Genomic DNA, 21,410 nt, shown 5'->3' on the forward strand with positions numbered 1-21,410 from the left:
TTCCACCTCTTCTAACTCTTTCCTAAATTCCATTATCTTATTCTTATGAACGTTTAAAAAATAAGCTTCTTATATTTTATTATCTCCTATTACCAATCCATCTTTTACAGTTATTATCCTTTTAGAATTTTTTGCTATCTCCTGCTCATGAGTTACCATTATTATAGTTGCTCCTTCATTATTTAATTTTTTAAATATTTCCATTATCTCTATTTCAGATTTTGAATCCAAATTTCCTGTAGGTTCATCTGCTAATATTATTTTAGGATTATTTACTATTGCTCTTGCTATTGCAACTCTTTGCCTTTGTCCACCACTTAATTCATTTGGTTTGTGATGCATCCTATCTGTCAGCCCTACTTTTTCAAGTGCTTCTTTTGCTTTTTTTATTCTAGTTTTTAAATGTACTCCGCCATAAACCATTGGTAACTCTACATTTTCAAGTGCATTTAATTTAGCCAGCAAATTAAATGATTGAAATACAAAACCTATTTTTTTATTTCTGATTATAGCTAATTGATTATCATTTAATTTTGATACATCTTCATTATCTAAATAATAATCTCCTTTAGTTGGAACATCAAGACAGCCTAATATATTCATAAGAGTTGATTTGCCACTTCCACTACTACCTATTATTGATACAAATTCCCCTTTATCTATATTTATACTAACTCTATCTAACGCTTTTAAAATTATATCTCCCATTTTATAATCTTTTTCTATCCCTTTTAATTTTATCATTTTCATCACCTCAATTATTATTTGATTTTTTTAATCTTATTATAATCTCTTACCTTGGAGGCCCTTGAAAATTATTCTTACTATTTTTATTACTACTTCTTTTTTTACTCTTAATCTTACTTCTTATATGAGAAACTGGATTCACCCTTTCACCATCTATTAATCCTGATGGATTGACAATTATTCTTTCTTTTTCATTTATTCCTTTTATATTAGCCACAAAATCATTTTTATCTATTACTTTTATATATTGTTTTTTTGCAACTCCATTCTTTAACGTAAACAGAAATGCTTTATTCCCCTCATTTTGAATTGCAAATGCTGAAACTAATAACGCATTTTTTTTCTGCTTTGTAATTATCTCACAATTAACTTCATAATTAGGTTTTAAATTTTCTCCATCATTAAATTTTATTTCTATAGGAACCACAATATCAGTATATCCAGAACCACTCTCTTTTTCTGCTATTTCTGATATTTTTGTAATTACTCCTACAATTTTTTTATTTGATTTCAAACTTTCAGAAGTTACATTAGCTTTCTGCCCAACCTTAACATCTTTTATCTCTGTACTTATTACATTTGCTGTAATTATTTTAGAATTCATATCCTCAATTGTCATTATATTTTGATTAGTATTTATTTTAGCATTTTCATCGATTTTTACATCTGTAACAACCCCATCTACAGGAGCTGTTATTTGCAATATATATCTATCTAAATTTTCTTTAGCATCTTTCAAATTTAGATCAAGTTTTTCTATATTATTTTTAGAAATTATAATACTATTTTTTTGCTTTAATGTATCTAAATTATAACTTTTTATCAAATCATTATACTCTTTTTCATTTAAACTTATATCTTTTTTTAATTGTTCTATTCCTTTACTGTTTTCTTTTATGTCAGTAACTTTTTTCTCAATATTTCCTTCTAAACTTTTTATATCATTCCCCAAATTTTCAACATCTAATTGACTAATTCCACCTATTTCCAATAATTTTTTCTTTACTTCATAATCTTTATTTTTTGTTTCAAGTTGAGCAACTAAAGTTTCTTTTTCTAATTTCTTTATTCTTAAATTTTCTTCATTTGTTGTTATACTATCCTTTAAATCTTCTATTGATTTCTCCTTTTTTAATACTGCTGTATTATTAACTTCATAATTATATTCTTTTAATTTAGCTTTTTCATTTTCTATATCTAATTCTATTCTCTTTATATTTCTTAATACTAAATTCCTATCATATGGATTAAATGTTACTAAAATATCCCCTTTTTTTACTCTATCTCCAACTTCTACAAAGATTTTTTTTGCTGTTTCTGCCTGAGCTAAATACACATTAACTACATTTTTTACTTCTACAACTCCATCTACTTTTATTGTTTCTAAATAATCTCCTTTTTTAGCTTTTTCTACTACAACATCTTTTATTTTAGAGCTATTCTTACTATTTTTACTGTTTTTTTGAATGTAGAAATATCCACTTCCTAAAATAATCAAAATTACTACAAATATCGATATTTTTTTCAATTTTCTCACTCCTTCTTTATTTTTTAAACGTTCTTTAACCACGAATATACCGAATTACCTCGAATAAAATCTTTTAAATTCGTTAACACTAATGTCATTCGTAGTTTCAATCTTTTTTCTTTTTTTTGCAATTTTTTTGATTTTATCTTTAAGCTATCACCCTAAAGTCCCATTCTATATTCTGCATATTTTAAAATGTAATCTAATTTCAAATTAATCAAATTAATCTTAGAATTCTCCAAATCATTTTTTATTTTTAAAAATGTATTTATATCTTCTACTCCATATTCATATTGTATTTTTACAATTTTATAATTTTCCTCCAATCCTTCTATTTTCTTATTTTGATTTTCTATTAATAATTCATCATTTTTTAATTCATAATACTTTTTCTTTATTGCTATAATATTCTCTTTAATAATTTCATCTGAATTCATCTTATTTATTTTCCCTGTTATATCGCTATTTTCATATTCAATTTTTTTCTTTCCGCCATCAAATATATCATAACTTAAACTAACCCCTAAACTCCAATCCCAATCTTTAAAAATTTTAGAAAGTTCGTCAGAATTTGACGAATAATTAGCATTAAAACTTACTACAGGATAATCTTTACTTTTTATAATTTTTTTATCCAACATATTTATATCATTCTGCAAATTTATATTCTTTATATCATCGCTACTCTTTTTATAATTTTCTATATCTTTTTCTAAATCTATATACATCTTTTCATACTCAATATTTTTTAATTCTATCTCTTCATTTTCTCCTGTTATCCTTTTTAATTCTTCTATTGTTATTAAATAATTACTATTATTTTTTATCATATTAGCTTTTACATCTAATATTTCAGTTTCAATAGTTAGTAAATCTTGTTTTTTTCCTGCTTTTTCTTTATATAACAATTTTTGCTTTTCTTGTTCTTTTTCTAATTCTTTTAATGAATTCTCATAAATATTTTTTTGATTTTTATATTTTAATATATCCAAATAATTTACTAATATTTCATATTTAATTTGTTTTTTTTCTTTAGAAATTTCTATATTTTTCATTTGTATATTTACATTCTCTTTTTTTTTGTTATATTTTTTTAATCCTCCATCAAATATTTTTTTATCTAATGAAATTGAATTAGAATAATTTAATTTCTCCCTATTTTCATCTTTGTTTACTCTATCACTAAGTTTAATAGTTGGAAAATTATCAGTATTTATGATTTTTAGATTATTTGATATTTTTTTTAATTCTAAATCTTTAACTTTTATTGTACTATTGTTTTTCATAGCACTATTTACCAATATCTCATATGTAACTTCTTTACTATATGTAAATAAAGTTATTACTAAAATTAATATTAATATAATCAATTTTTTCATTTTATTTTCTCCTTTCTTCTGTTTTAAATATAATATCGAAATAGAGGAGCTACTTGCTCCTCTATTTTATACGAATATTAATATGCTCTTTTAACTCTTTTAGGTTCATTGCCTCTTTTAGGTCTATTTCCTTTTCTTTTCTTTTGAAATTTCATTCTTTTATCATTTCTTTGTCTCATTTCTCTAAATATCATTTTAAATTGTGCTTCAGTTATATATTTTTTTAATTCTTCTTTTACTTTCAAAATTTTTATTTTAGCTTTTATTCTATATCCTGATGATTTTTTCATTAAATTTTCTATTTTAACCCAATCTTTAGTTTCATCTAAAAGTAAATATTTAATATCTAAATCTACTTTTTTAGCTTCTATTTGATTTTTTTCTATTTCAATTTTTGCTAATTTCGACAGATCTAATGCTTTTTCTATATTTGCTTCACTAACTCCTGCTTTTATAAATACATCTTTTGGAATATTTTCCAAACCTGCAGAAAAACTAAATGCTGACAACAAAACTCCTATTAATACTACTAAACTCTTTTTCATCTTTATCATCTCCTAATTTTTATTTTATAAAATTTCAAATATTTGCCGGCAACAATTTAAAATTTTAGTTATAAACCTAATAAATCATCATATATGCTTTGCTTTGTTCCTAAATTTACATTTACTGTATCTTCCAAATTTACATTTTCTTGATATAAAGTCGCCACATAAGCTAAATTTTTCCCTTCAATATTTGTTCTAAAATTATTTCCAAAATATCCAACTGTAACTACAAGAAATAAAAGCATCGATACTATTCCTCTTTTATATAATCTATTCTTTGCTTTTTCCTCTTCTAGTAATTCTTTATATATATTTATTTTTATTCTATCTTTTCTATCCATTTATCTCGCCTCCCATTAAATTTAATGCTTTATAATATTTAGCTTTTACAGTAGACAATTTCATTTTTAAAAGTTTTCCTATTTCACGAAATTTATATCCATAAATTGTATGAAGTACAACTATCTTTTTATTTTCTTCGTCTAATTCATCTATCTTTTTATTTATAAATATTAAATCATCAATTATTTCTACATCATCACAAATATGATTATCTTTTAATTCAAACTCCTCTTTTTTCTTCCTAAAAAAATCATAAGTTTTGTTTATAGCTATTTTATATATCCAAGTATATATATTTGATTTTTTGTTAAATTTTTTCAAATTTTTATATACAGATATAAAAGCATTTTGAACTATATCTTCTGCATCTTTTTCATTATTAACCATTGAATATACTTTGTTAAATATTCTATCAAAATATTCATCATATATATCATCAAAATTGTATTTCATTAATTCCTCCAATTTTTTATCTCTTACACTTTATTAGACGCATGAAATTCCAAAAAAGTTATTAAAAAAAATAAAAATCCTGATTTTTTTTTCAGGATTTTTATTTCTCCCCTTCTCCTAAATTAGGAGAAGGGGACGGGGGATGAGGTCTATGCCTCTAATTAAAATTCTTAACACACTAACATTAACTTTTTAATAAATTCAACTACCTTTTCACCCTATAAGTAAATTTCAAAACATAAGTAGAGTCTCTATTTATATCTATTGGAAAAATAATTTTTTTAATACTATCTTTAACATACTTTGTATTAGAATTCAACATTTCCCAATCGCCATACAAACTATGCTCTATATTTATTTTTATTTTTTCATTTTTATGATTTTTTATTGTATATTTTATAGTTTTTTCATATATTCTTTTAGATATCTTTTTATAATTAATCTCTTTATATTCAACCTTAACATCAAAGACTTTTCCTGCTACAACTTTTATATTTTCATCTTTTGGAGTGTGATTTATTCTATCTTCTCCAACAAATTCACTGCTATTATCTTCTAAATCTTTTTTATATATCTTTATTTTCCCTTTTGGAAATGCTATTCCCAATCCATTATTTTTACTATTCTCAAATGAAACTATAACTTTTGTCTCTTTATTTGTATTACTATATGAATAATATTTTTTATATTTAATATTATTTCCACTTATAAATTTTATTTGTTTTGATTGATTGTTTTTTACATTCAAATTTCTATTTAAAGTATACATATGATAATCAAAAAAACTTTTTTCTTTAAAATTGTCTTTTGGAGAATTTGAAGCAAGCATACTTCTTTTCATTAAAAATAACCCTTCATTATTATTAGCTCTATTTACATCTCCTGCTATTAATTTTAATTTTGTATTTTTATAATCTTTTCCAGAATTATTATTTATATTTACCCATCCAATTAAATTTAGTCTCTTATTTTCTAAATTTATAACATAATTTGCTTCCCATTTTATTCCCTTTGTCAAATAAGATACTTCTAATTCATTACTAGAAGTTCCCTCTTCAATATCCCAGATTAATGCTGGTTTTAATCTTAATCCTTCTATCATTTTAGGAAGTATTATTTTATCTACCCCAACTCCAAGATATATTTCACCGCTTTTTTTATCTTTTAAAACTATTCCGCCTTTTACACTTAATAAAGTACAGTTTATTTTAGACTTATTTTTTGTGTATATTACATCTTCGCCTATATATTTTTCTAATAATTTATTCATACTAACTAAATCATACTCATAATTTAAAGATAAAATATTAACTCCGTTAACAATTATAGAATCAGGCTCTATTTTTTGAGCTACATCTAAATAATTTATAATCTTCTCGCTGTTTGAAATATTTGAACTATCTCTAATTTCCCTAACTAATCCAAAGCCACCATTATATATTGTTAAACTGTTTTCTTGGATATCTTTTGAAGTAGAACTATATTCTGCAAATGCCATATTACTGATAATCATTAATAATATTAATATTCTTTTCATTGTTACGCCTCCATTTTAATTTATTTTTATAATGCTTTTGAAATAAGGAACTACCCTACAACCAATATCTTCACACCTATTCCGATTAATATAATCCCACCTATAATCTCTATTTTATTTCCAAATAAATCACCCAATTTATTCCCAAGATATACACCAATTACAGAGATGAAAAATGTAACTATCCCAATTATCACAGATGGCTCCATTACATCTATTTTTAATAATGAAAATGTTACTCCCACTGCTAAAGCATCTATACTAGTAGCTATTGCCAATAATAATAAATTTATCATACTCAAAACATCTTTTTTAGCTTCTGATTCCTCTATTACAAATGATTCATAAATCATTTTACCTCCAATAAAAAGCAACAATAAAAATGCAACCCATCTTGAATATTTACCAGCATATTTCACAAAACTATTCCCTGCAAGCCATCCTAAAATTGGCATTATAGCCTGAAACACTCCAAAAAAACTACCTATTTTTATAGAATGTCCTATTTTTAAATTTTTTATTGCAATTCCACTTGAAATCGAAACTGCAAAAGCATCCATTGCTAGCCCTATCGCTATTAATAAAATTGAAACTAAGCTCATAATCATAATCCTTTCTAAATCACATTTGTAATTAGGAACATTTTTAATAATGTTCACATCTATAAAATTCACCAAAACTACTTTTTTATATCTAACTATTTTTTTCCACCATAAACAGAGTAATTATAATATTTCCATATTACATCAATATCTTTAAACCCTATTTCTTCAAGCCAATTCAAATGATTTATCAATGTAGTTGGGCTATCTTCTTCTTGATATTTTTCTAACCAAATATTTTCTATCTCATCAATCGAACAACTTTTTTTCATAAATTCTATCCATTTATTCATATAAACATCTTGAACTTTATAATTAGAACCTAAAACTACATCTGCATTATAAAACACTCCATTTTGAGATAAAGCATTATAGATTTTGTTATAAAATATTTTTTTATCCTCGTCTGTTACCAAATGATGTAATGCTAGTGAAGATAATATAACATCATATTTTTTTAAAAATTCGAAATTATAGAAGTCTCCAACATAATAATCGACATCATTATATTTTTCCAACTTGATTTTAGTCATCTCTATCATATTTTTAGACAAATCAACCGCAGTTAATTTAGCATTAGGAAATTGTTTTTTTACTTTATCAAGTATATTACCTGTTCCGCATCCTAAATCTATAACCTCTATTTCACTATTTTTCTCAAAAGGTATAGATAAAATTAATGCTTCAAGCATTTCTTTATAAAATGGAATCAATTTCAGTATTATTCCATCAAACTCTTTAGCCTCTTCTTCAAAATGATTTTTTATTTTGTCAATTTTCTTTTTTTCTTTCATTTCAATTATCTTCATTTATCAAATTCACCAACACTTTCACAATAATATCTTTTTCTTGCGGTCTACTTTCTGCTATCATAAGTGTAATAGCCACAAGTGCATTGTCAGCTATTCTTTTGCTCCCATCTTCCTTATAAATTATATTATTAATTCTCATAAAATATATAAATATTGCAGCTGCAATTCTTTTATTCCCATCTGAAAAGGAATGATTTTTCACAACAAAATATAACAAATTAGATGCTTTTTCCTCTATACTTGGATATACTTCTTCTCCAAAAGCCGTTTGATAAATTGCCCCTAATGAACCTTTAAAGGAATCATCTTTTTCATTACCAAATAAATCACTTGGAAATTCTGATTTCATACTTTCTATTACTTTCATTGCTTCTTCATATCTTAATATATACGCTTCTTTTTTTGTAGTTTTTCCAATTTGTAATATCTGATGATCATATTCATCAAGTATAGTAAGAGCATATGTATATTCGGAAATTACTTTTAAAAGACCTTTTGCTTCTCCTAATTCTATTTTTTGATTTTCAATAGTTCTATTTAATATTTTCATTGTAGTTTGCAAATCTTTTAACTTTTGATTTTGTTCTTTTAGTCTTTTTTCATTTATTGTATATCCGTTTATCAAATGTTGTTTTAATAGATTTGTTGCCCAAATTCTAAATTGAGTACCTCTTTTTGAATTCACCCTATAACCTACTGAAATAATTAAATCTAAATTAAAATATTCTATTTCTCTTTTTACTTCTCTTCCGCCTTCACTTTGAACTGTTGCAAAAAATGCAACAGTTGAATCTCTCATTAACTCTTCACTATTATAAATATTTCTTATATGTCTCGAAATTACTGATTTATCTCTTTCAAATAAGTCAGAAATTTGATTTAAACTTAGCCATACAGTCTCCTCTTTTAAATTAACATCAATAGAAATATCCCCATCATCTGTTTTATAAAACATTACCTCTTTATTCTCCATATTAATTTCACCTTCTCTCTAATTCTTAAAATATCCTCTTCCTAATTCTATTTATCGTAGCCCCTATCTCAAATCTCCTTGCAAATACCATATTCCCACTTTCATATTTTAAAAATTTAGTTATATTTTGAGAATTTATCTCTTCTTCTATCTTTTGCAAAATATCTTTTAATAATAATTTTCCACTATTTTTATTTATTATATATTTTATCACATTTCCAATAAATTCAACTTGTCCCTTTTCTACAAGTTGTTCCAGATATCTCAAATCAACTTCTTCTGTCCCTATAATTATTTCATCCAAATCTCTACTTTTGATTTTATCTTTTTTTTCTATAATTTTTCCAATATTTTTTATATCCAAATATCTATTTCTAACTTTTACCTCTTCATCCAAAATTTCTTTTGTTATTGAATAGTCTTTATATTTTTCTATTACAGCCTTAGCTTCTTTTGTTATATCTTTTACTTTATACTCATCCAACATTAAAACTGTATCTGCAATATCAAAATAATCTCCTAATCCACCAACTACAACAATTGTAGATATTCCACTTTTTTCATACATTGCTTGAATTCTCTCTACAAATGGAGTTATTGGTTCTTTTTCTTTTTTTATTATCTCTTGTATTTTTACATCTCTCATCATAAAATTTGTAGCTGATGTATCTTCATCAATTAATAATAGTTCTGCACCTAATTCCATACTTTCTATTATATTAGCAGCTTGCGAAGTTGATCCACTTGCATTTTCTGTATAAAAATTTTCTGTACTTTTCCCATATGGCAAATTATTTATAAATGGAGTTATATCTACTCCTGATATTCCTCTTCCATCTTCTGCTCTTATTTTTACTGCATTATAATTTGTTATCACCATTTCTCTACCATCATTAGGTATATGATTATATATCCCTTTTTCAATTGCATCTAATAAAGTACTTTTTCCGTGAAATCCACCGCCAGTTATAATTGTTATCCCTTCTTTTATTCCCATCCCTTTTATTTTATCTCCATTTTGTAGTTCCAATTCAATTTCAAATTCTTTTGGAGACATAAATTTTATAGCATTTTTTAACGGCTTCTCACTAACTCCACTCTCTCTTGGTAATATTGATTCATTTGCAATAAATGCAACTAATTTTCTTTTTTTTATCTCTTCTCTAATATAATCACTTCTTTCATTTACCTTTATATGTTTTGTTAAATTTTCATATCCAACTTTTTCTTTTTTTAAATATTTTACAACATTAGGTAACTCTACAAAAATCATCTCTTTAGCCTCTTTTGATAAAACTCTTCTCCCTGCAGCAGGCAATCCCATATAAAATCTAATTTGCAATATATCATTTTCTATTTCCACAGAACTTCTTTTTAATATCTCTTGCCCATTTCTATAAATAAATATAGCCCCGCTTTTACCTGTTCCTCTTTTACCTTTTGCTTCTTTCCAAATTGCTTTTTCAAAAACTCTACTTACATAATCTTCAAATGCTACTTTTTTTGAAATATTTGAATACATTTCACTATTATATCCATATTTTTTTAAATCTATCTCTACTTTAAGTAATGAAGGAGATGCAAATGGATCTCCTTGAACTTTAATTATTTCCAAAATATAATCATTAAAATTATATCTTCCTTTTATATCTTTGTATGCTCTATAACCTTTGCCATCTATCTCTCTTAATTTTGTATTAAGCCTTTTCATTCCTCTTCTCCTTTTAAATCTTTTATATATTCTGCATAAAAATTTTCACCTAATTTTATAATTCTTTTCATTTCTGAATTTTTTATTCTATAATATATATTTAATCCTCTTTTTTTCCCAATAATTATTCCTGCCTCTTTTAATATCTTTAAATGTTGTGATAAATTAGGTTTACTAAAATCTAATTCTGGTTCTATTTCACATACACATTTAGGCTCTTCTGATAATAACTTTACAATTTTATATCTAAGTGGATGCCCCAAAGCTTTAAACATTTTTGTAATTATCTCTTCTTTCATTTTTATCTCCTTTATTTTTATATTTTTTTATAATTCTCTTCCTTAAAAAACCTCATTACAATTTTAACATAAAACATCAAAATTATAAATACTATTATTGAAAATGCAGCTGCATACCCATACCATCCTTCTCTAAAAGGCCAATAATTAAGCTCCATTAATATTGTCATATTGCTTTTTCTACTTCTTAATATGTTTATTACATTAAATTGATTAAATGTCCATATTATACTTAAAATAACTCCTGGCATTATAACAGGTTTTAATAATGGTAATGTTATATGCCTAAATTGTTGCCATTTTGTAGCTCCATCTATACTAGAAGCTTCATAATATTCATCTGAAATTGATTTTAATCCTGACAAAGAAACTATCATTAAAAATGGAAAACTAAGCCATATATTTACAACTGTTGCTGAGAAAAATGGCAATGAAACAAAATATCCTTGTGTCGCGAAAACCGTTCCTATAATATCTCGCAATATTGGTATTTTAATTACATCATCTACTTTTATAAATGATCTATTTAACCAATCTACTTTGCCTATTCCAAATATAGATAAAAATGGAGCTAATATCATATTAAAAATACCATATTTTTTATTTAAAATTATTTTCCACATATATGCAGTTATATAACTTGGAATTGCCCAAGTTATCATTAATATACTTATATAAAATCTTCTAAATCTAAGCGTTTTTTTATTTAATATAAGAGCTAACCCTAATCCAAGTCCCAATCCAAATAGTATATTCCATATACTCCACCATAAAGTCATAAAAGCTACATTCCAAAATATAGAGTCTTTATTAAGTAATATCCACATATAGTTCCCAAGTTCAATAAAATTAAAATTAGCATAACCTGTTTCTAATGAATAATCTGTAAAAGATAAATATATTGATAATATTACAGGGAATAAAGTTAAAATTATAGTTCCTAATATTGCTGGAAAAATAAATTTATATGCAAGAGAAGCTTTTTTATATTTTTCAATCTTTTCTTTTGTCATAAATTTAATTAATTTTACAGTTCCAATAAAAACTACTGCAAGCCCTAACATTATAAATATAAATGGCATAACTGAATTTTCACTTTTCACCATATTTTGTGCTTTCATTACACTTATTATTATATTATAAATGCTATATAAAATTACACTCCAACCAAATATTATCACATATAACCATTTCCTACCAGATTTATTTTCTATATTATCTTCAATTTTTTCTATATATAATTCTTTTAATTTTATATATAATTTTGAATAAAATTCTGCAGCAGCGATACTCATTACAGGTATAAAAATAAGTGTATATTGTGGCCATTTTGTAGGATAAATAATTAAAAATATTGCATTTACAAAAAACCATGTCCCTAAAATTCGATTTTTTTTATAAAGAGCTTTTGCTCCAAATACAGCTCCAATAAAAATCAAAGAATCTATTCTTATAAAAAAAGCATTAAATGGCTTCCATGGAACACTTTGTAAAAGCCATATCATTTGCATATAAAAAGGAAATCCTGCTTTTTTTACAAATTCCCCAGTAGAATAATTTTTATGAAAAAGTATTGATTCTTTCAGCCTATGAAATGTATCTGTCCATAATATAGGATCAAAAATAAAAAATGTTGCAAATGCCACTATTCCATATATAAAAAACAGTTTTCTATTCTTTTTCGTTTTTATAAATAAAAATGGCAATATTGTTATTGCAGTTGTTGCAGTTATATATTTTGATGCAAAAGCCATTCCTATAGCCATAGCTGAAATCAAAAAATATTTATCAAATTTTTTACCATTCATTTTAATAAAAGCAAGTATTGCTAAAGTAGCAAAAAATGTAGCTCCACTATCTAACATTGCTTCTGCTGAATATTTTATTTGCCAGGTTGAAACTGCCATAAATATTCCTGCAATTGGATTTATTAGATATATAAGAGCAAGATGTGCTACAGAAAATAAAACGGATATAATTCTTGATATATTAATCTGTGCAATAAATGTTGTAACATCCATTCCAAATAGACTTGCTAAATATATCCCTATTCCATATATTAATTTAATCAAAATAGGATGCTCTATATTCTCTTTAAAAGTTATAATCTTATAAAAATCTCCTAATTTCAAATAATCAGCATATTTTTTTGCAATTGGTACATACACATTTTCATCAAAATCAATTCCAAGTTTAATAGTAGCATGCCATCTCAGTAGAAAAGAAAAAACAAGGAAAAGAAGAAAAAACAGCATAAATTTTTTTGATCTTTTTCCATTCAAATTCATTAACTTCCTCCCATTTTATAAAATTATTTTATATAAAAATTTTATTTCCATCACTAAATGAATGATTTTTCACAATAAAGTATAGAAGATTTGCTGCCTTTTCCTCAATACTTGGATAAACTTCTTCCCCAAAAGCTGTTTGATATATTGCTCCAAGAGAACTCTTAAATGATTCATCTTTCCCATTTCCAAATAAATCAGTTGTGAATTCATTTTTCATACTTTCTATTACATTCATTGCTTCTTCATAATTTAAAAGATATGCCTCTTTTTTACTTGTATCTCTCATTTTAACTTCTTGATGGTCATATTCATCAAGTATTGTAAGTGCATAAGTATAATCAGAAATTACTTTTAAAAGCCCTTTAGCTTCTTCCAAATCAACTTTTTTAGTCTCAACTGTTCTTTCAAGTATTCTTATTGTACTCTGCAAATCTAATAATTTTTGATTTTGTTCTTTTAATCTTTTTTCATTTATTGTATATCCTTTTATTAAATGTTGTTTTAATAAATTAGTAGCCCATATTCTAAATTGAGTACCTCTTTTTGATTTTACTCTATATCCAACTGATATTATTACATCAAGATTATAGTATAAAGTATCATATACTTTCCTATCACTGGCAGTATGTGCAAAATTTGCACTAACTGAATTTTTATCTAGTTCTCCTTCTTTAAAAATATTATTTATATGTCTTGTAATTACTGTTCTATCTTTTCCAAATAACTCAGCCATCTGCTTTTGGCTTAACCAAACTGTATCTTTTTTTTAATTTACATCAACAGAAACAGTTCCATCATCTGCTTTATACAATATTATATCTTTATTTCCCACTTTTATATTCTCCTGTATTTAATTTTTTTCAAGGCCAATTCTTTCATAGATTATCTGGGCGTGCCAACGGCACAATGTCGTCAAGTTAATGACAATTTATAATTTTATATCGGGTTTGCCAACGGCAAAACCCCTACATTATAAAATAAATTAATACTGTAGGGGCTTGCCGTTGGCAAGCCCAGTTCTTAGCTTGATGACATTACTCTGAATCTACCCCAAAATCCCATATCCATAAGATTATAGACAAAAATAAATTGCCCCTAGTAATTTTTTAAACATTCCCTATTAATTTTTTTCCTGTCTTTTTCACATATTCATTTACTAACAAAATATACATAGAATGGCTTAATATATAAGGTGCTATTGAAATTGATTCTCCAGTATGAGGATGTACTTGCTCTGCTAAAATTCCTGAATCTAAAGTTTTATCTTCTGCCCATTCTAATATCTCTTTAACTTTTTCAAAGTTATCTATTTTCAAATAATAAAATCCTGCTAATAATGTTGTATATACCCAAGGATTTCCAGGTATATTTTTTATATCTCTTGTTAATTGATGATACCTATCATTATTAAATCTTGCCATTCCACCAATTTCACTTTTTATCCATAATTTATCTACTGTTTTTTCAGAAGTTAATAATAATCTCTCTTTATATTTATCATAAAAATTATCAAATAACAAAGTTAATAACATACTACTATCATATTTAATATCCTTTTTATCTTCTCTATCTCCATTCTCTGTAATAGTTGTTACAAATCTTTTTTCTTTTTCAATCCAAAATTTTTCAAATAAATTATCCAAATAATTTATAGATTTATCAATTTTTTCTCTTAATCCATCTCTATCAAAAATTTCTATAAACTCTTTTGAAACTACTAATGCTTCATATATTGAAGCTATTGTATAAAAATGTATCCCTTTTTTTTCTTCCCAAATATCATAACTCGAAAATGGCATTTTAGTTCCTTCATTAATATACTCCACTAAGAAATTTAATGATGGTTCTATCAAATCATCATAAATATCTTCTATAAACTTCATATCTTTTGATATTTTATAATGTTTATATAATGCGATTAATAGCATAGATGTATGATCTTCTTGTATTGGAAGCTGTAACTCTCCTTTTACTATCCAAGAATGTGAACTAGAAGCCATAGATCCATTTGAATGATATTTATTCCAAAAAAAACCACCTTTTGTTATCACGCTAGTTAAAAATTTAAATATTCTCCTACTAACTTCTGTATATCCTGCTTCATCCAAAGCCATTGCTCCTAAAGCGGCTTCTCTTGGCCATATATAATTATATGTATCTCTATTAAATTGAACATGTTCATAATCAACAGAACTTATTAATGCTCCATTTTCATTAATATGACTTTTTATAACCATTATACTTTTTTTAAATAAATCTTTAAATTTATAATCTAAATTACTAAAATCAAGTTCCCTCTTATTTATAAAATTTTTCCAAAAATTATCTGTTTCTTCTATTAAATTTTCTATCCCTCTACTTAATACAAAATTATTTAATTCTCTCATATCTTCAAAATTTTTCCCTGCACCTATCCAATAATAAAAAGTTTTTTTAGAATTAGCTTTTATAAAAGTTTTCAAACTAAATAAACTATTTATTCTTCCTTGTGCAATTGAATTCATCTCTAATTTACCATCTTCTGCATCTTTATAATTATATCCTTCTCCTAATGTAATATTCTCTATGTTATATTCATACATTGACTGTCCATCTACCATCCCATTAAAAATAAAATATCTTCTTTTTTTATATTGAATTATCCCCTTTGTAATTGGATCATAAAGCCCTGTATTATTTTTATTTTTTCCATATAATTTTAGATTATGATGAAAAAACACCATAATCTCTTTATCTTCTTTATTTAAATTTTCAACTTCAATTTTTCTCAAAAAAATATTCTTTTTATAATGTACTGTTGATTTTTCTCTGATTTTTATATTCAAATATTCTGTACTTGCGACAATATCTGATACTAAAGAATCCTTCATATATTTTATATTTTTTTCCCATTCTTCATCTACCCAAGAAAATTTACCATCTACCCAAAATCCTATCCTATTTTTGTCCTCTTCAAGATGATTTTCCTCCCCAATATGAGGGAAATATATATCTCGAATACATAAATTAGAATCATAAGTTAAGATCAAATTTTCATTTCCAAGAACAATCTCTCTAGCCACAATATCACCCCTTTTTTGATTAACAATTATTATTATTAATTATCTTCTCTATTCTTCCCTCATAGTATAATTTTCAAATTTAGTAATTTCATTAAAAAATCTAAGATGTACAGTTCCAACTGGACCATTTCTTTGTTTTCCTATAATTATCTCTGCAATCCCTTTTAATTCGCTATCTTCATTATAATAATCATCTCTATATAAGAATATAACCGCATCTGCATCTTGTTCTATAGCTCCCGAATCTCTCAAATCAGAAAGCATTGGTCTTCTATCTGATCTTTGCTCTGGTGCTCTTGATAATTGAGATAATGCTATAACTGGAACATCTAATTCTCTTGCCAATCCTTTTAAAGAACGAGATATTTCTGAGATTTCTTGTTGCCTGCTTTCTCCGCCCCCACTTCTTCCGCTTATTAATTGTAAATAATCAATTAATATCATATCTAATTTATTTTCAGCTTTTAATCTTCTTGCTATAGTTCTTATCTCCATTACAGTTACATTTGGAACATCCGCTATATATATTGGTGACTCTGCTAGTCTACCTGTTGAAATCCCTAGCTTTTGCCACTCTTCAGGTTGAAGAAATCCATTTCTTATTTTATTTAATTGAACTCTTGCATCTGCAGCTATTAATCTTTGAAATATTTGAGAATTTGACATCTCCAAACTAAATATTAATACACCTTTATCTTCATGAACTCCTGCATTTAATGCTAGATTTAATGCAAATGCAGTTTTTCCCATACTTGGTCTTGCAGCTATTATTATTAGATCCGATGGATGAAATCCAGAAAGCATTCTATCAAATTCAGTAAATCCTGATGATATTCCTGTAACTTCTCCTTTATTAGCATAAACTGTTTCCAATCTTTTAAATTCTTCATCAACTAAATCTTTTACAGATACTACTTCTTTATTTTCCTTATTTTGTGCTATTTTAAAAATCATATTTTCTGATTTATCTAAAATTTGATCAACTTCTTCGTAACCTTCATATGCTATTTCAACAATCTTAGTCCCCACATTTATTATTTTTCTAAGAGTTGATTTTTCTTTTACTATTTTTGCATAATTAAATATATTAGCTGCTGTAGGCACTGCTTCTGCAAGTGTATAAAGTGTTTCTTCTCCACCTATTTGCTCTAATTTATCTTGTTTTTTTAATCTTTCTGCTAATAATAAAGAATCTATAACTTCACCTTTTTCATAAAATTTTAACATTTCATCATAAATTATTCTATGAGCTCCTTTATAAAAATCATCAGGTGCAATTATATCTACAACTTTACTTAATGCATCTGGTTTTATTAAAATTCCTCCTATAATTGATTCTTCTGCTTCTAAATTAAATGGTATTTGTTTTTCTTGACTCATTTTTCCCTCCACAATTATCTAAATTTTCTAAAAACATAAGCGACGTTATCCGTCGCTTACATTAGTTCTCTTATAACATCATCAATAGATTTTACTATGACAACTTCAATTTCTACATCTTTTGGAACATCTTTTCTATTCTCATATGGAATTAATACTTTTTTCATATTCCCCTGTATAGCTCCATATATTTTTTCTACTACTCCACCAATTGGTTTTATTTCACCTTGAATAGATATTTCACCTGTAAGTGCCACATCTTGCCTTATAGGTCTATCATCTAATATACTAACTATTAATGCTGTAATTGCTGCTCCTGCTGATGGTCCATCAACTTTTCCACCACCAATAATATTAATATGTATATCATAATTTTTTACATCTTTTTTAGTTATTGCCCTTGCTACAGTTAATGCATTAAATAATGAATCTTTAGCCATACTCCCTGCAGTTTCATTAAATCTTACATTTCCTTTGCCTTTTTCTGCTTCAAATTTTATTCCTTCAAATTCTATTAAACTTCCCATATAGCTAGAAACTCCAAGCCCAAAAACTCTTCCTACTTTTTGGCTGTCATCCCCTTTTTTAGAAATAATAGGATTTAATCTATTAATTTTTATTACATTTTCCACATCTATTTTTTCTATTTTAATATTTGTTACCTCATCTTCATCCTTTAAACTATATAATATTGAGCTATACACATCTGATAATATATTTATAGCTTTTCTTCCTTCTATAGTATAATTTGCAATTAATTTTTTTGCATCTTCAGATATTTTTATATCTAATTTTTTTGCTGCTATCTCTACAATATTTTCTATATTTTTCATTGTCAAAGGCTGAAAATAAACTTCTGCAACTCTTGATCTAATTGCAGGATTTATCTCATTTGGAGTCCTAGTTGTAGCTCCTATTAATACGAAATCAGCTGGTGCTCCATCTTTAAACAGTTTTTTTATATATTTTGGTATTTTTGGATTTTCTGAATCATAATATGCTGATTCAAAATTAACCCTTTTATCCTCTAATACTTTTAATAATTTACTTTGATATTGTGCATCCATTTCTCCAATTTCATCTATAAATAAAACTCCACCATGTGCATCTGTTACAAGACCTGGTTTTGGTTCAGGTATTCCATCGCCCGCAAAATCTTTTTGTGCTCCTTGATAAATTGGGTCATGTACAGAACCAATTAACGGATTAGCCATATCTCTAGGGTCCCATCTCAATGTGGTTCCATCTACCTCTATAAAAGGTGATTCTTCTGAAAATGGAGTATATTTTATATTTTTCACTATATCTAATACTAACCTAGCAGCTGTAGTTTTCCCTACTCCTGGTGGTCCATATAAAATAACATGTTGTGGATAAGGTGTAGCTAATTTTGTTAATAATGATTTTATAGCTTTTTCTTGTCCTATTATCTCTGATATATCTTTTGGCCTTAAAATTTCCATTATAGTTTTCAAATTATATCTATTTTCCAATTTTTCTAAATTATTATACTTATTTTCAGTAAATTCTGTCTCTGGACCTGATTCATCAGACAATATTTTCTTTTTCATCTCTTTTATAAATTCTGTATGTTTTTTTTCCATAAGTTCATTTACTTTTTTATTAATCTCAGCTTCAACTGTTTTATATGATAATATTTCGGCTATTTTATTTTCTATTTCAGATATATATTCAGGAATTTCATCCTCTTCATATATCATCTCAACATTATCTTTTTTCCCATTAGCTACTACTAATAAAGCATATAATTTTTTATAAATCTCTTCTGATTGTAATTCTTGCAAAACTCCTAATTGACTTGCTTTTAATACCATCTCTTTTGAACCATATATATTTCCTAACATTCCATATAATATAGTTACTTGCTTCTCATAAAAATTTTTATTGAAATCTTTTCCATTTTTTTTTAATAAATTCTTCACACCTATTTTGTTAAAAAAATTTTCCATAAACTTACTCTCCGATTATATCAATTATTATTTTAGCTTTTACTCCAGCATATAATTTTAATTCTGCACTATATTTCCCAACAGATTTTATATGCTCTTTTTCCAATTTTATTTTCTTTTTATCAATTTCAAATTTCAAATTTTCCTTCAAAGCTTTTTCTATATCTTTTGATGTTATTGAACCAAATATTTTACCATCTTTACCAGTTCTTACTTTTATTTGTAATCCTTTCCCATTAATTGTTTCTGCCAATTTTTTAGCTTTTTCCACCTCTTTTGCTTTCTTTTTACTTTCTTTTTCTGCTGCTTTTCCTAATTTATTTTTTTCCTCTTTTGTAGCTTCTATTGCTAATTGTTTAGGAGCAAGAAAATTTCTAAAATATCCTTCTTTTACTTTTTTTATTTCGCCTTTTTTTCCAACACCTTTTATATCTGCTTTTAATATAACTTCCATTTTTAAATACCTCCTAATTTTTTATTCTTATTTTTTTATTTTTCTTTGTTTTTATTATTATCCTTTTTATTAATAATTTTTTTCTTAAATGAATCCATATCTATCAAACTAAAAAATCCACCAATATAAAATGTTATGCTATAAAGAAACATTGTAATCATAACAACTAATAAATTTGATAATATTTTACTTTTTAATTTTTCTACTAAAAGATAATAGATCTCTTTTGAACCATAAATTACATATCCTAATTTTATTATCATTATAAAATTATTTATATATATATTTTCAACTTTAAATATATATTTTATTATAAATGCCACAACATATCCTAATAAAATATAATATGAAATTTTCCATTCTTTAAATTCCTTATAATCTAACATATAATAAGTTATAAATACTACAAAAAACAGATAAAAATAAGCTATAAAAAATCCATATAAACTCATATATGCAAAAACTTCATTAACAGCCACTTTACTTATTCCAAAACTAATATAAGTTTTTTTTGCTAATTCTACTGCATTTATTATATCTTTTTGATTAAAATAAAAAAATATGTATAATAACCCCAACAAAGCAAAAGATATAATTATAATTTTATCTATTTTTTTTATTTTGCTTTTTTCTAATAAATAATATAATAACTCTATGCTCAAAAATATTGAATACACAAAAATTGCAATTTTCAAATCAAATATTAATGCTACTAAAGCAAAAATTATAATTTCACTTAATATCATATTTTTTTTATTAATCCCATTTCTATTTTTTATACTATATCCAGGAACAACTCCTCCAAATGCAGGAAATATCATTGATAATATTATAAATATAAATTTTGTAATTATAAACCTAACCATTCTTACTACCTGCTTTCAATTTTGATTTTAACATATTTAATTTACTACTAAAAGCAGATTTTAAATTTATATTTTTTAAAGCTTGCATAGCAAAACTTACTACAAATCCCTCTTTATCATCAAGAGCTTCTTCAAGCGAATCTTTTACTCTCAAATTTCCTATAGCTCCAAGTGCTTTTGCAGAAAATCCTCTCACAAAATAGTTACTATCATTTTTTAATCTCTCTATTAACTTATCAATTATCTCATCAGCTTTAGAAAATTCAGATATCTCTGTACATTTTATTCTAACAAAATCATTTTCACTTTCAAACAGTTGTAATATTTCTAATTCTAGCTCTTTTGATATTTTTCCACCATTTGTTAATTTTTCTCCTATTTCGCTTAAAATTCCAAGTTGATTAGTATCTATATCTTCATTTTTTAATTTTTCTATTAAATTTTCCATAAAATCTC

General features: G+C 25.3%; 20 protein-coding genes. All 20 read right to left on the reverse strand.

The genetic code is table 11. From position 1 onward, the window contains the following. Window positions 1–69: 69 nt before the first annotated feature. A complete protein-coding gene (locus RDY08_RS07725) occupies window positions 70–744 on the reverse strand; it encodes an ABC transporter ATP-binding protein (RefSeq protein ID WP_307903794.1) in 675 nt (224 codons plus the stop codon). A gap of 49 nt (window positions 745–793) precedes the next feature. After that, entirely contained in the window at window positions 794–2,275 is a 1,482-nt protein-coding gene (locus tag RDY08_RS07730) for an efflux RND transporter periplasmic adaptor subunit (protein WP_307903795.1), read from the reverse strand. A 161-nt stretch (window positions 2,276–2,436) separates the two neighbouring features. Then, window positions 2,437–3,654, reverse strand: a complete 1,218-nt coding sequence (locus tag RDY08_RS07735; RefSeq protein WP_307903796.1) for a TolC family protein — start codon at window positions 3,652–3,654, stop codon at window positions 2,437–2,439. A 77-nt stretch (window positions 3,655–3,731) separates the two neighbouring features. Further along, the gene (locus tag RDY08_RS07740) at window positions 3,732–4,199 is read right to left on the reverse strand and encodes a hypothetical protein (RefSeq protein WP_307903797.1); all 468 of its coding nucleotides are present in this window, start codon (window positions 4,197–4,199) and stop codon (window positions 3,732–3,734) included. Between the two features lie 68 nt (window positions 4,200–4,267). After that, on the reverse strand, window positions 4,268–4,543 hold the full coding sequence (locus RDY08_RS07745) for a hypothetical protein (RefSeq protein ID WP_307903798.1): 276 nt from the start codon (window positions 4,541–4,543) through the stop codon (window positions 4,268–4,270). Beyond that, complete coding sequence (locus RDY08_RS07750) at window positions 4,536–4,997, reverse strand: RNA polymerase sigma factor (protein WP_307903799.1); 462 nt, start codon at window positions 4,995–4,997, stop codon at window positions 4,536–4,538. Before RDY08_RS07750 ends, RDY08_RS07745 begins: the two co-directional genes overlap by 8 nt. A 205-nt stretch (window positions 4,998–5,202) precedes the next feature. Next, on the reverse strand, window positions 5,203–6,534 hold the full coding sequence (locus tag RDY08_RS07755) for a DUF4139 domain-containing protein (protein WP_307903800.1): 1,332 nt from the start codon (window positions 6,532–6,534) through the stop codon (window positions 5,203–5,205). A gap of 50 nt (window positions 6,535–6,584) precedes the next feature. Next, window positions 6,585–7,193 (reverse strand): manganese efflux pump MntP, encoded by a 609-nt coding sequence (locus tag RDY08_RS07760; protein WP_307903801.1) that lies wholly within the window; start codon window positions 7,191–7,193, stop codon window positions 6,585–6,587. A gap of 38 nt (window positions 7,194–7,231) precedes the next feature. After that, entirely contained in the window at window positions 7,232–7,945 is a 714-nt protein-coding gene (locus tag RDY08_RS07765) for a class I SAM-dependent methyltransferase (protein ID WP_307903802.1), read from the reverse strand. Next, window positions 7,932–8,921: a virulence RhuM family protein/type II toxin-antitoxin system death-on-curing family toxin gene (locus RDY08_RS07770; RefSeq protein WP_307903803.1), complete on the reverse strand. Its 990-nt coding sequence runs from the start codon at window positions 8,919–8,921 to the stop codon at window positions 7,932–7,934. Before RDY08_RS07770 ends, RDY08_RS07765 begins: the two co-directional genes overlap by 14 nt. A 25-nt stretch (window positions 8,922–8,946) precedes the next feature. Continuing rightward, window positions 8,947–10,632, reverse strand: coding sequence for an ABC-ATPase domain-containing protein (locus RDY08_RS07775; RefSeq protein WP_307903804.1), 1,686 nt, complete (start codon window positions 10,630–10,632; stop codon window positions 8,947–8,949). Continuing rightward, window positions 10,629–10,931, reverse strand: a complete 303-nt coding sequence (locus tag RDY08_RS07780; RefSeq protein WP_307903805.1) for an ArsR/SmtB family transcription factor — start codon at window positions 10,929–10,931, stop codon at window positions 10,629–10,631. The genes RDY08_RS07775 and RDY08_RS07780 overlap by 4 nt, the downstream gene beginning before the upstream one ends. A gap of 17 nt (window positions 10,932–10,948) precedes the next feature. Then, window positions 10,949–13,219, reverse strand: coding sequence for an ABC transporter permease subunit (locus RDY08_RS07785; protein ID WP_307903806.1), 2,271 nt, complete (start codon window positions 13,217–13,219; stop codon window positions 10,949–10,951). A 28-nt stretch (window positions 13,220–13,247) separates the two neighbouring features. Continuing rightward, entirely contained in the window at window positions 13,248–13,955 is a 708-nt protein-coding gene (gene rhuM, locus RDY08_RS07790; RefSeq protein WP_307903807.1) for a virulence protein RhuM/Fic/DOC family protein, read from the reverse strand. Window positions 13,956–14,328: 373 nt separating this feature from the next. Continuing rightward, a complete protein-coding gene (locus tag RDY08_RS07795; RefSeq protein ID WP_307903808.1) occupies window positions 14,329–16,284 on the reverse strand; it encodes a glycoside hydrolase family 15 protein in 1,956 nt (651 codons plus the stop codon). Window positions 16,285–16,332: 48 nt separating this feature from the next. Then, window positions 16,333–17,664: a replicative DNA helicase gene (dnaB, locus tag RDY08_RS07800; RefSeq protein WP_307903809.1), complete on the reverse strand. Its 1,332-nt coding sequence runs from the start codon at window positions 17,662–17,664 to the stop codon at window positions 16,333–16,335. Between the two features lie 56 nt (window positions 17,665–17,720). After that, complete coding sequence (gene lonC / locus RDY08_RS07805) at window positions 17,721–19,634, reverse strand: Lon family ATP-dependent protease (protein WP_307903810.1); 1,914 nt, start codon at window positions 19,632–19,634, stop codon at window positions 17,721–17,723. A gap of 4 nt (window positions 19,635–19,638) precedes the next feature. Next, window positions 19,639–20,088, reverse strand: a complete 450-nt coding sequence (rplI, locus tag RDY08_RS07810) for a 50S ribosomal protein L9 (RefSeq protein WP_307903811.1) — start codon at window positions 20,086–20,088, stop codon at window positions 19,639–19,641. Window positions 20,089–20,123: 35 nt separating this feature from the next. Then, window positions 20,124–20,954 (reverse strand): hypothetical protein, encoded by an 831-nt coding sequence (locus tag RDY08_RS07815; protein ID WP_307903812.1) that lies wholly within the window; start codon window positions 20,952–20,954, stop codon window positions 20,124–20,126. Then, on the reverse strand, window positions 20,947–21,402 hold the full coding sequence (locus RDY08_RS07820; protein ID WP_307903813.1) for a HEAT repeat domain-containing protein: 456 nt from the start codon (window positions 21,400–21,402) through the stop codon (window positions 20,947–20,949). Before RDY08_RS07820 ends, RDY08_RS07815 begins: the two co-directional genes overlap by 8 nt. Window positions 21,403–21,410: the final 8 nt, after the last annotated feature.

It is taken from the genome of Haliovirga abyssi (genome assembly GCF_030295325.1).
GTDB classification, from domain to species: Bacteria; Fusobacteriota; Fusobacteriia; order Fusobacteriales; family Haliovirgaceae; genus Haliovirga; species Haliovirga abyssi.

Coding starts and splice junctions, on each gene's coding strand:
- RDY08_RS07735 (WP_307903796.1), bottom strand. CDS start 3,654: ATGAAAAAATTGATTATATTAATATTAATTTTAGTAATAACTTTATTT.
- rplI (WP_307903811.1), bottom strand. CDS start 20,088: ATGGAAGTTATATTAAAAGCAGATATAAAAGGTGTTGGAAAAAAAGGC.
- RDY08_RS07750 (WP_307903799.1), bottom strand. CDS start 4,997: ATGAAATACAATTTTGATGATATATATGATGAATATTTTGATAGAATA.
- dnaB (WP_307903809.1), bottom strand. CDS start 17,664: ATGAGTCAAGAAAAACAAATACCATTTAATTTAGAAGCAGAAGAATCA.
- RDY08_RS07765 (WP_307903802.1), bottom strand. CDS start 7,945: ATGAAGATAATTGAAATGAAAGAAAAAAAGAAAATTGACAAAATAAAA.
- rhuM (WP_307903807.1), bottom strand. CDS start 13,955: ATGGCTGAGTTATTTGGAAAAGATAGAACAGTAATTACAAGACATATA.
- RDY08_RS07725 (WP_307903794.1), bottom strand. CDS start 744: ATGATAAAATTAAAAGGGATAGAAAAAGATTATAAAATGGGAGATATA.
- RDY08_RS07820 (WP_307903813.1), bottom strand. CDS start 21,402: ATGGAAAATTTAATAGAAAAATTAAAAAATGAAGATATAGATACTAAT.
- RDY08_RS07785 (WP_307903806.1), bottom strand. CDS start 13,219: ATGAATTTGAATGGAAAAAGATCAAAAAAATTTATGCTGTTTTTTCTT.
- RDY08_RS07740 (WP_307903797.1), bottom strand. CDS start 4,199: ATGAAAAAGAGTTTAGTAGTATTAATAGGAGTTTTGTTGTCAGCATTT.
- RDY08_RS07815 (WP_307903812.1), bottom strand. CDS start 20,954: ATGGTTAGGTTTATAATTACAAAATTTATATTTATAATATTATCAATG.
- RDY08_RS07755 (WP_307903800.1), bottom strand. CDS start 6,534: ATGAAAAGAATATTAATATTATTAATGATTATCAGTAATATGGCATTT.
- RDY08_RS07780 (WP_307903805.1), bottom strand. CDS start 10,931: ATGAAAGAAGAGATAATTACAAAAATGTTTAAAGCTTTGGGGCATCCA.
- RDY08_RS07745 (WP_307903798.1), bottom strand. CDS start 4,543: ATGGATAGAAAAGATAGAATAAAAATAAATATATATAAAGAATTACTA.
- RDY08_RS07775 (WP_307903804.1), bottom strand. CDS start 10,632: ATGAAAAGGCTTAATACAAAATTAAGAGAGATAGATGGCAAAGGTTAT.
- RDY08_RS07770 (WP_307903803.1), bottom strand. CDS start 8,921: ATGGAGAATAAAGAGGTAATGTTTTATAAAACAGATGATGGGGATATT.
- lonC (WP_307903810.1), bottom strand. CDS start 19,634: ATGGAAAATTTTTTTAACAAAATAGGTGTGAAGAATTTATTAAAAAAA.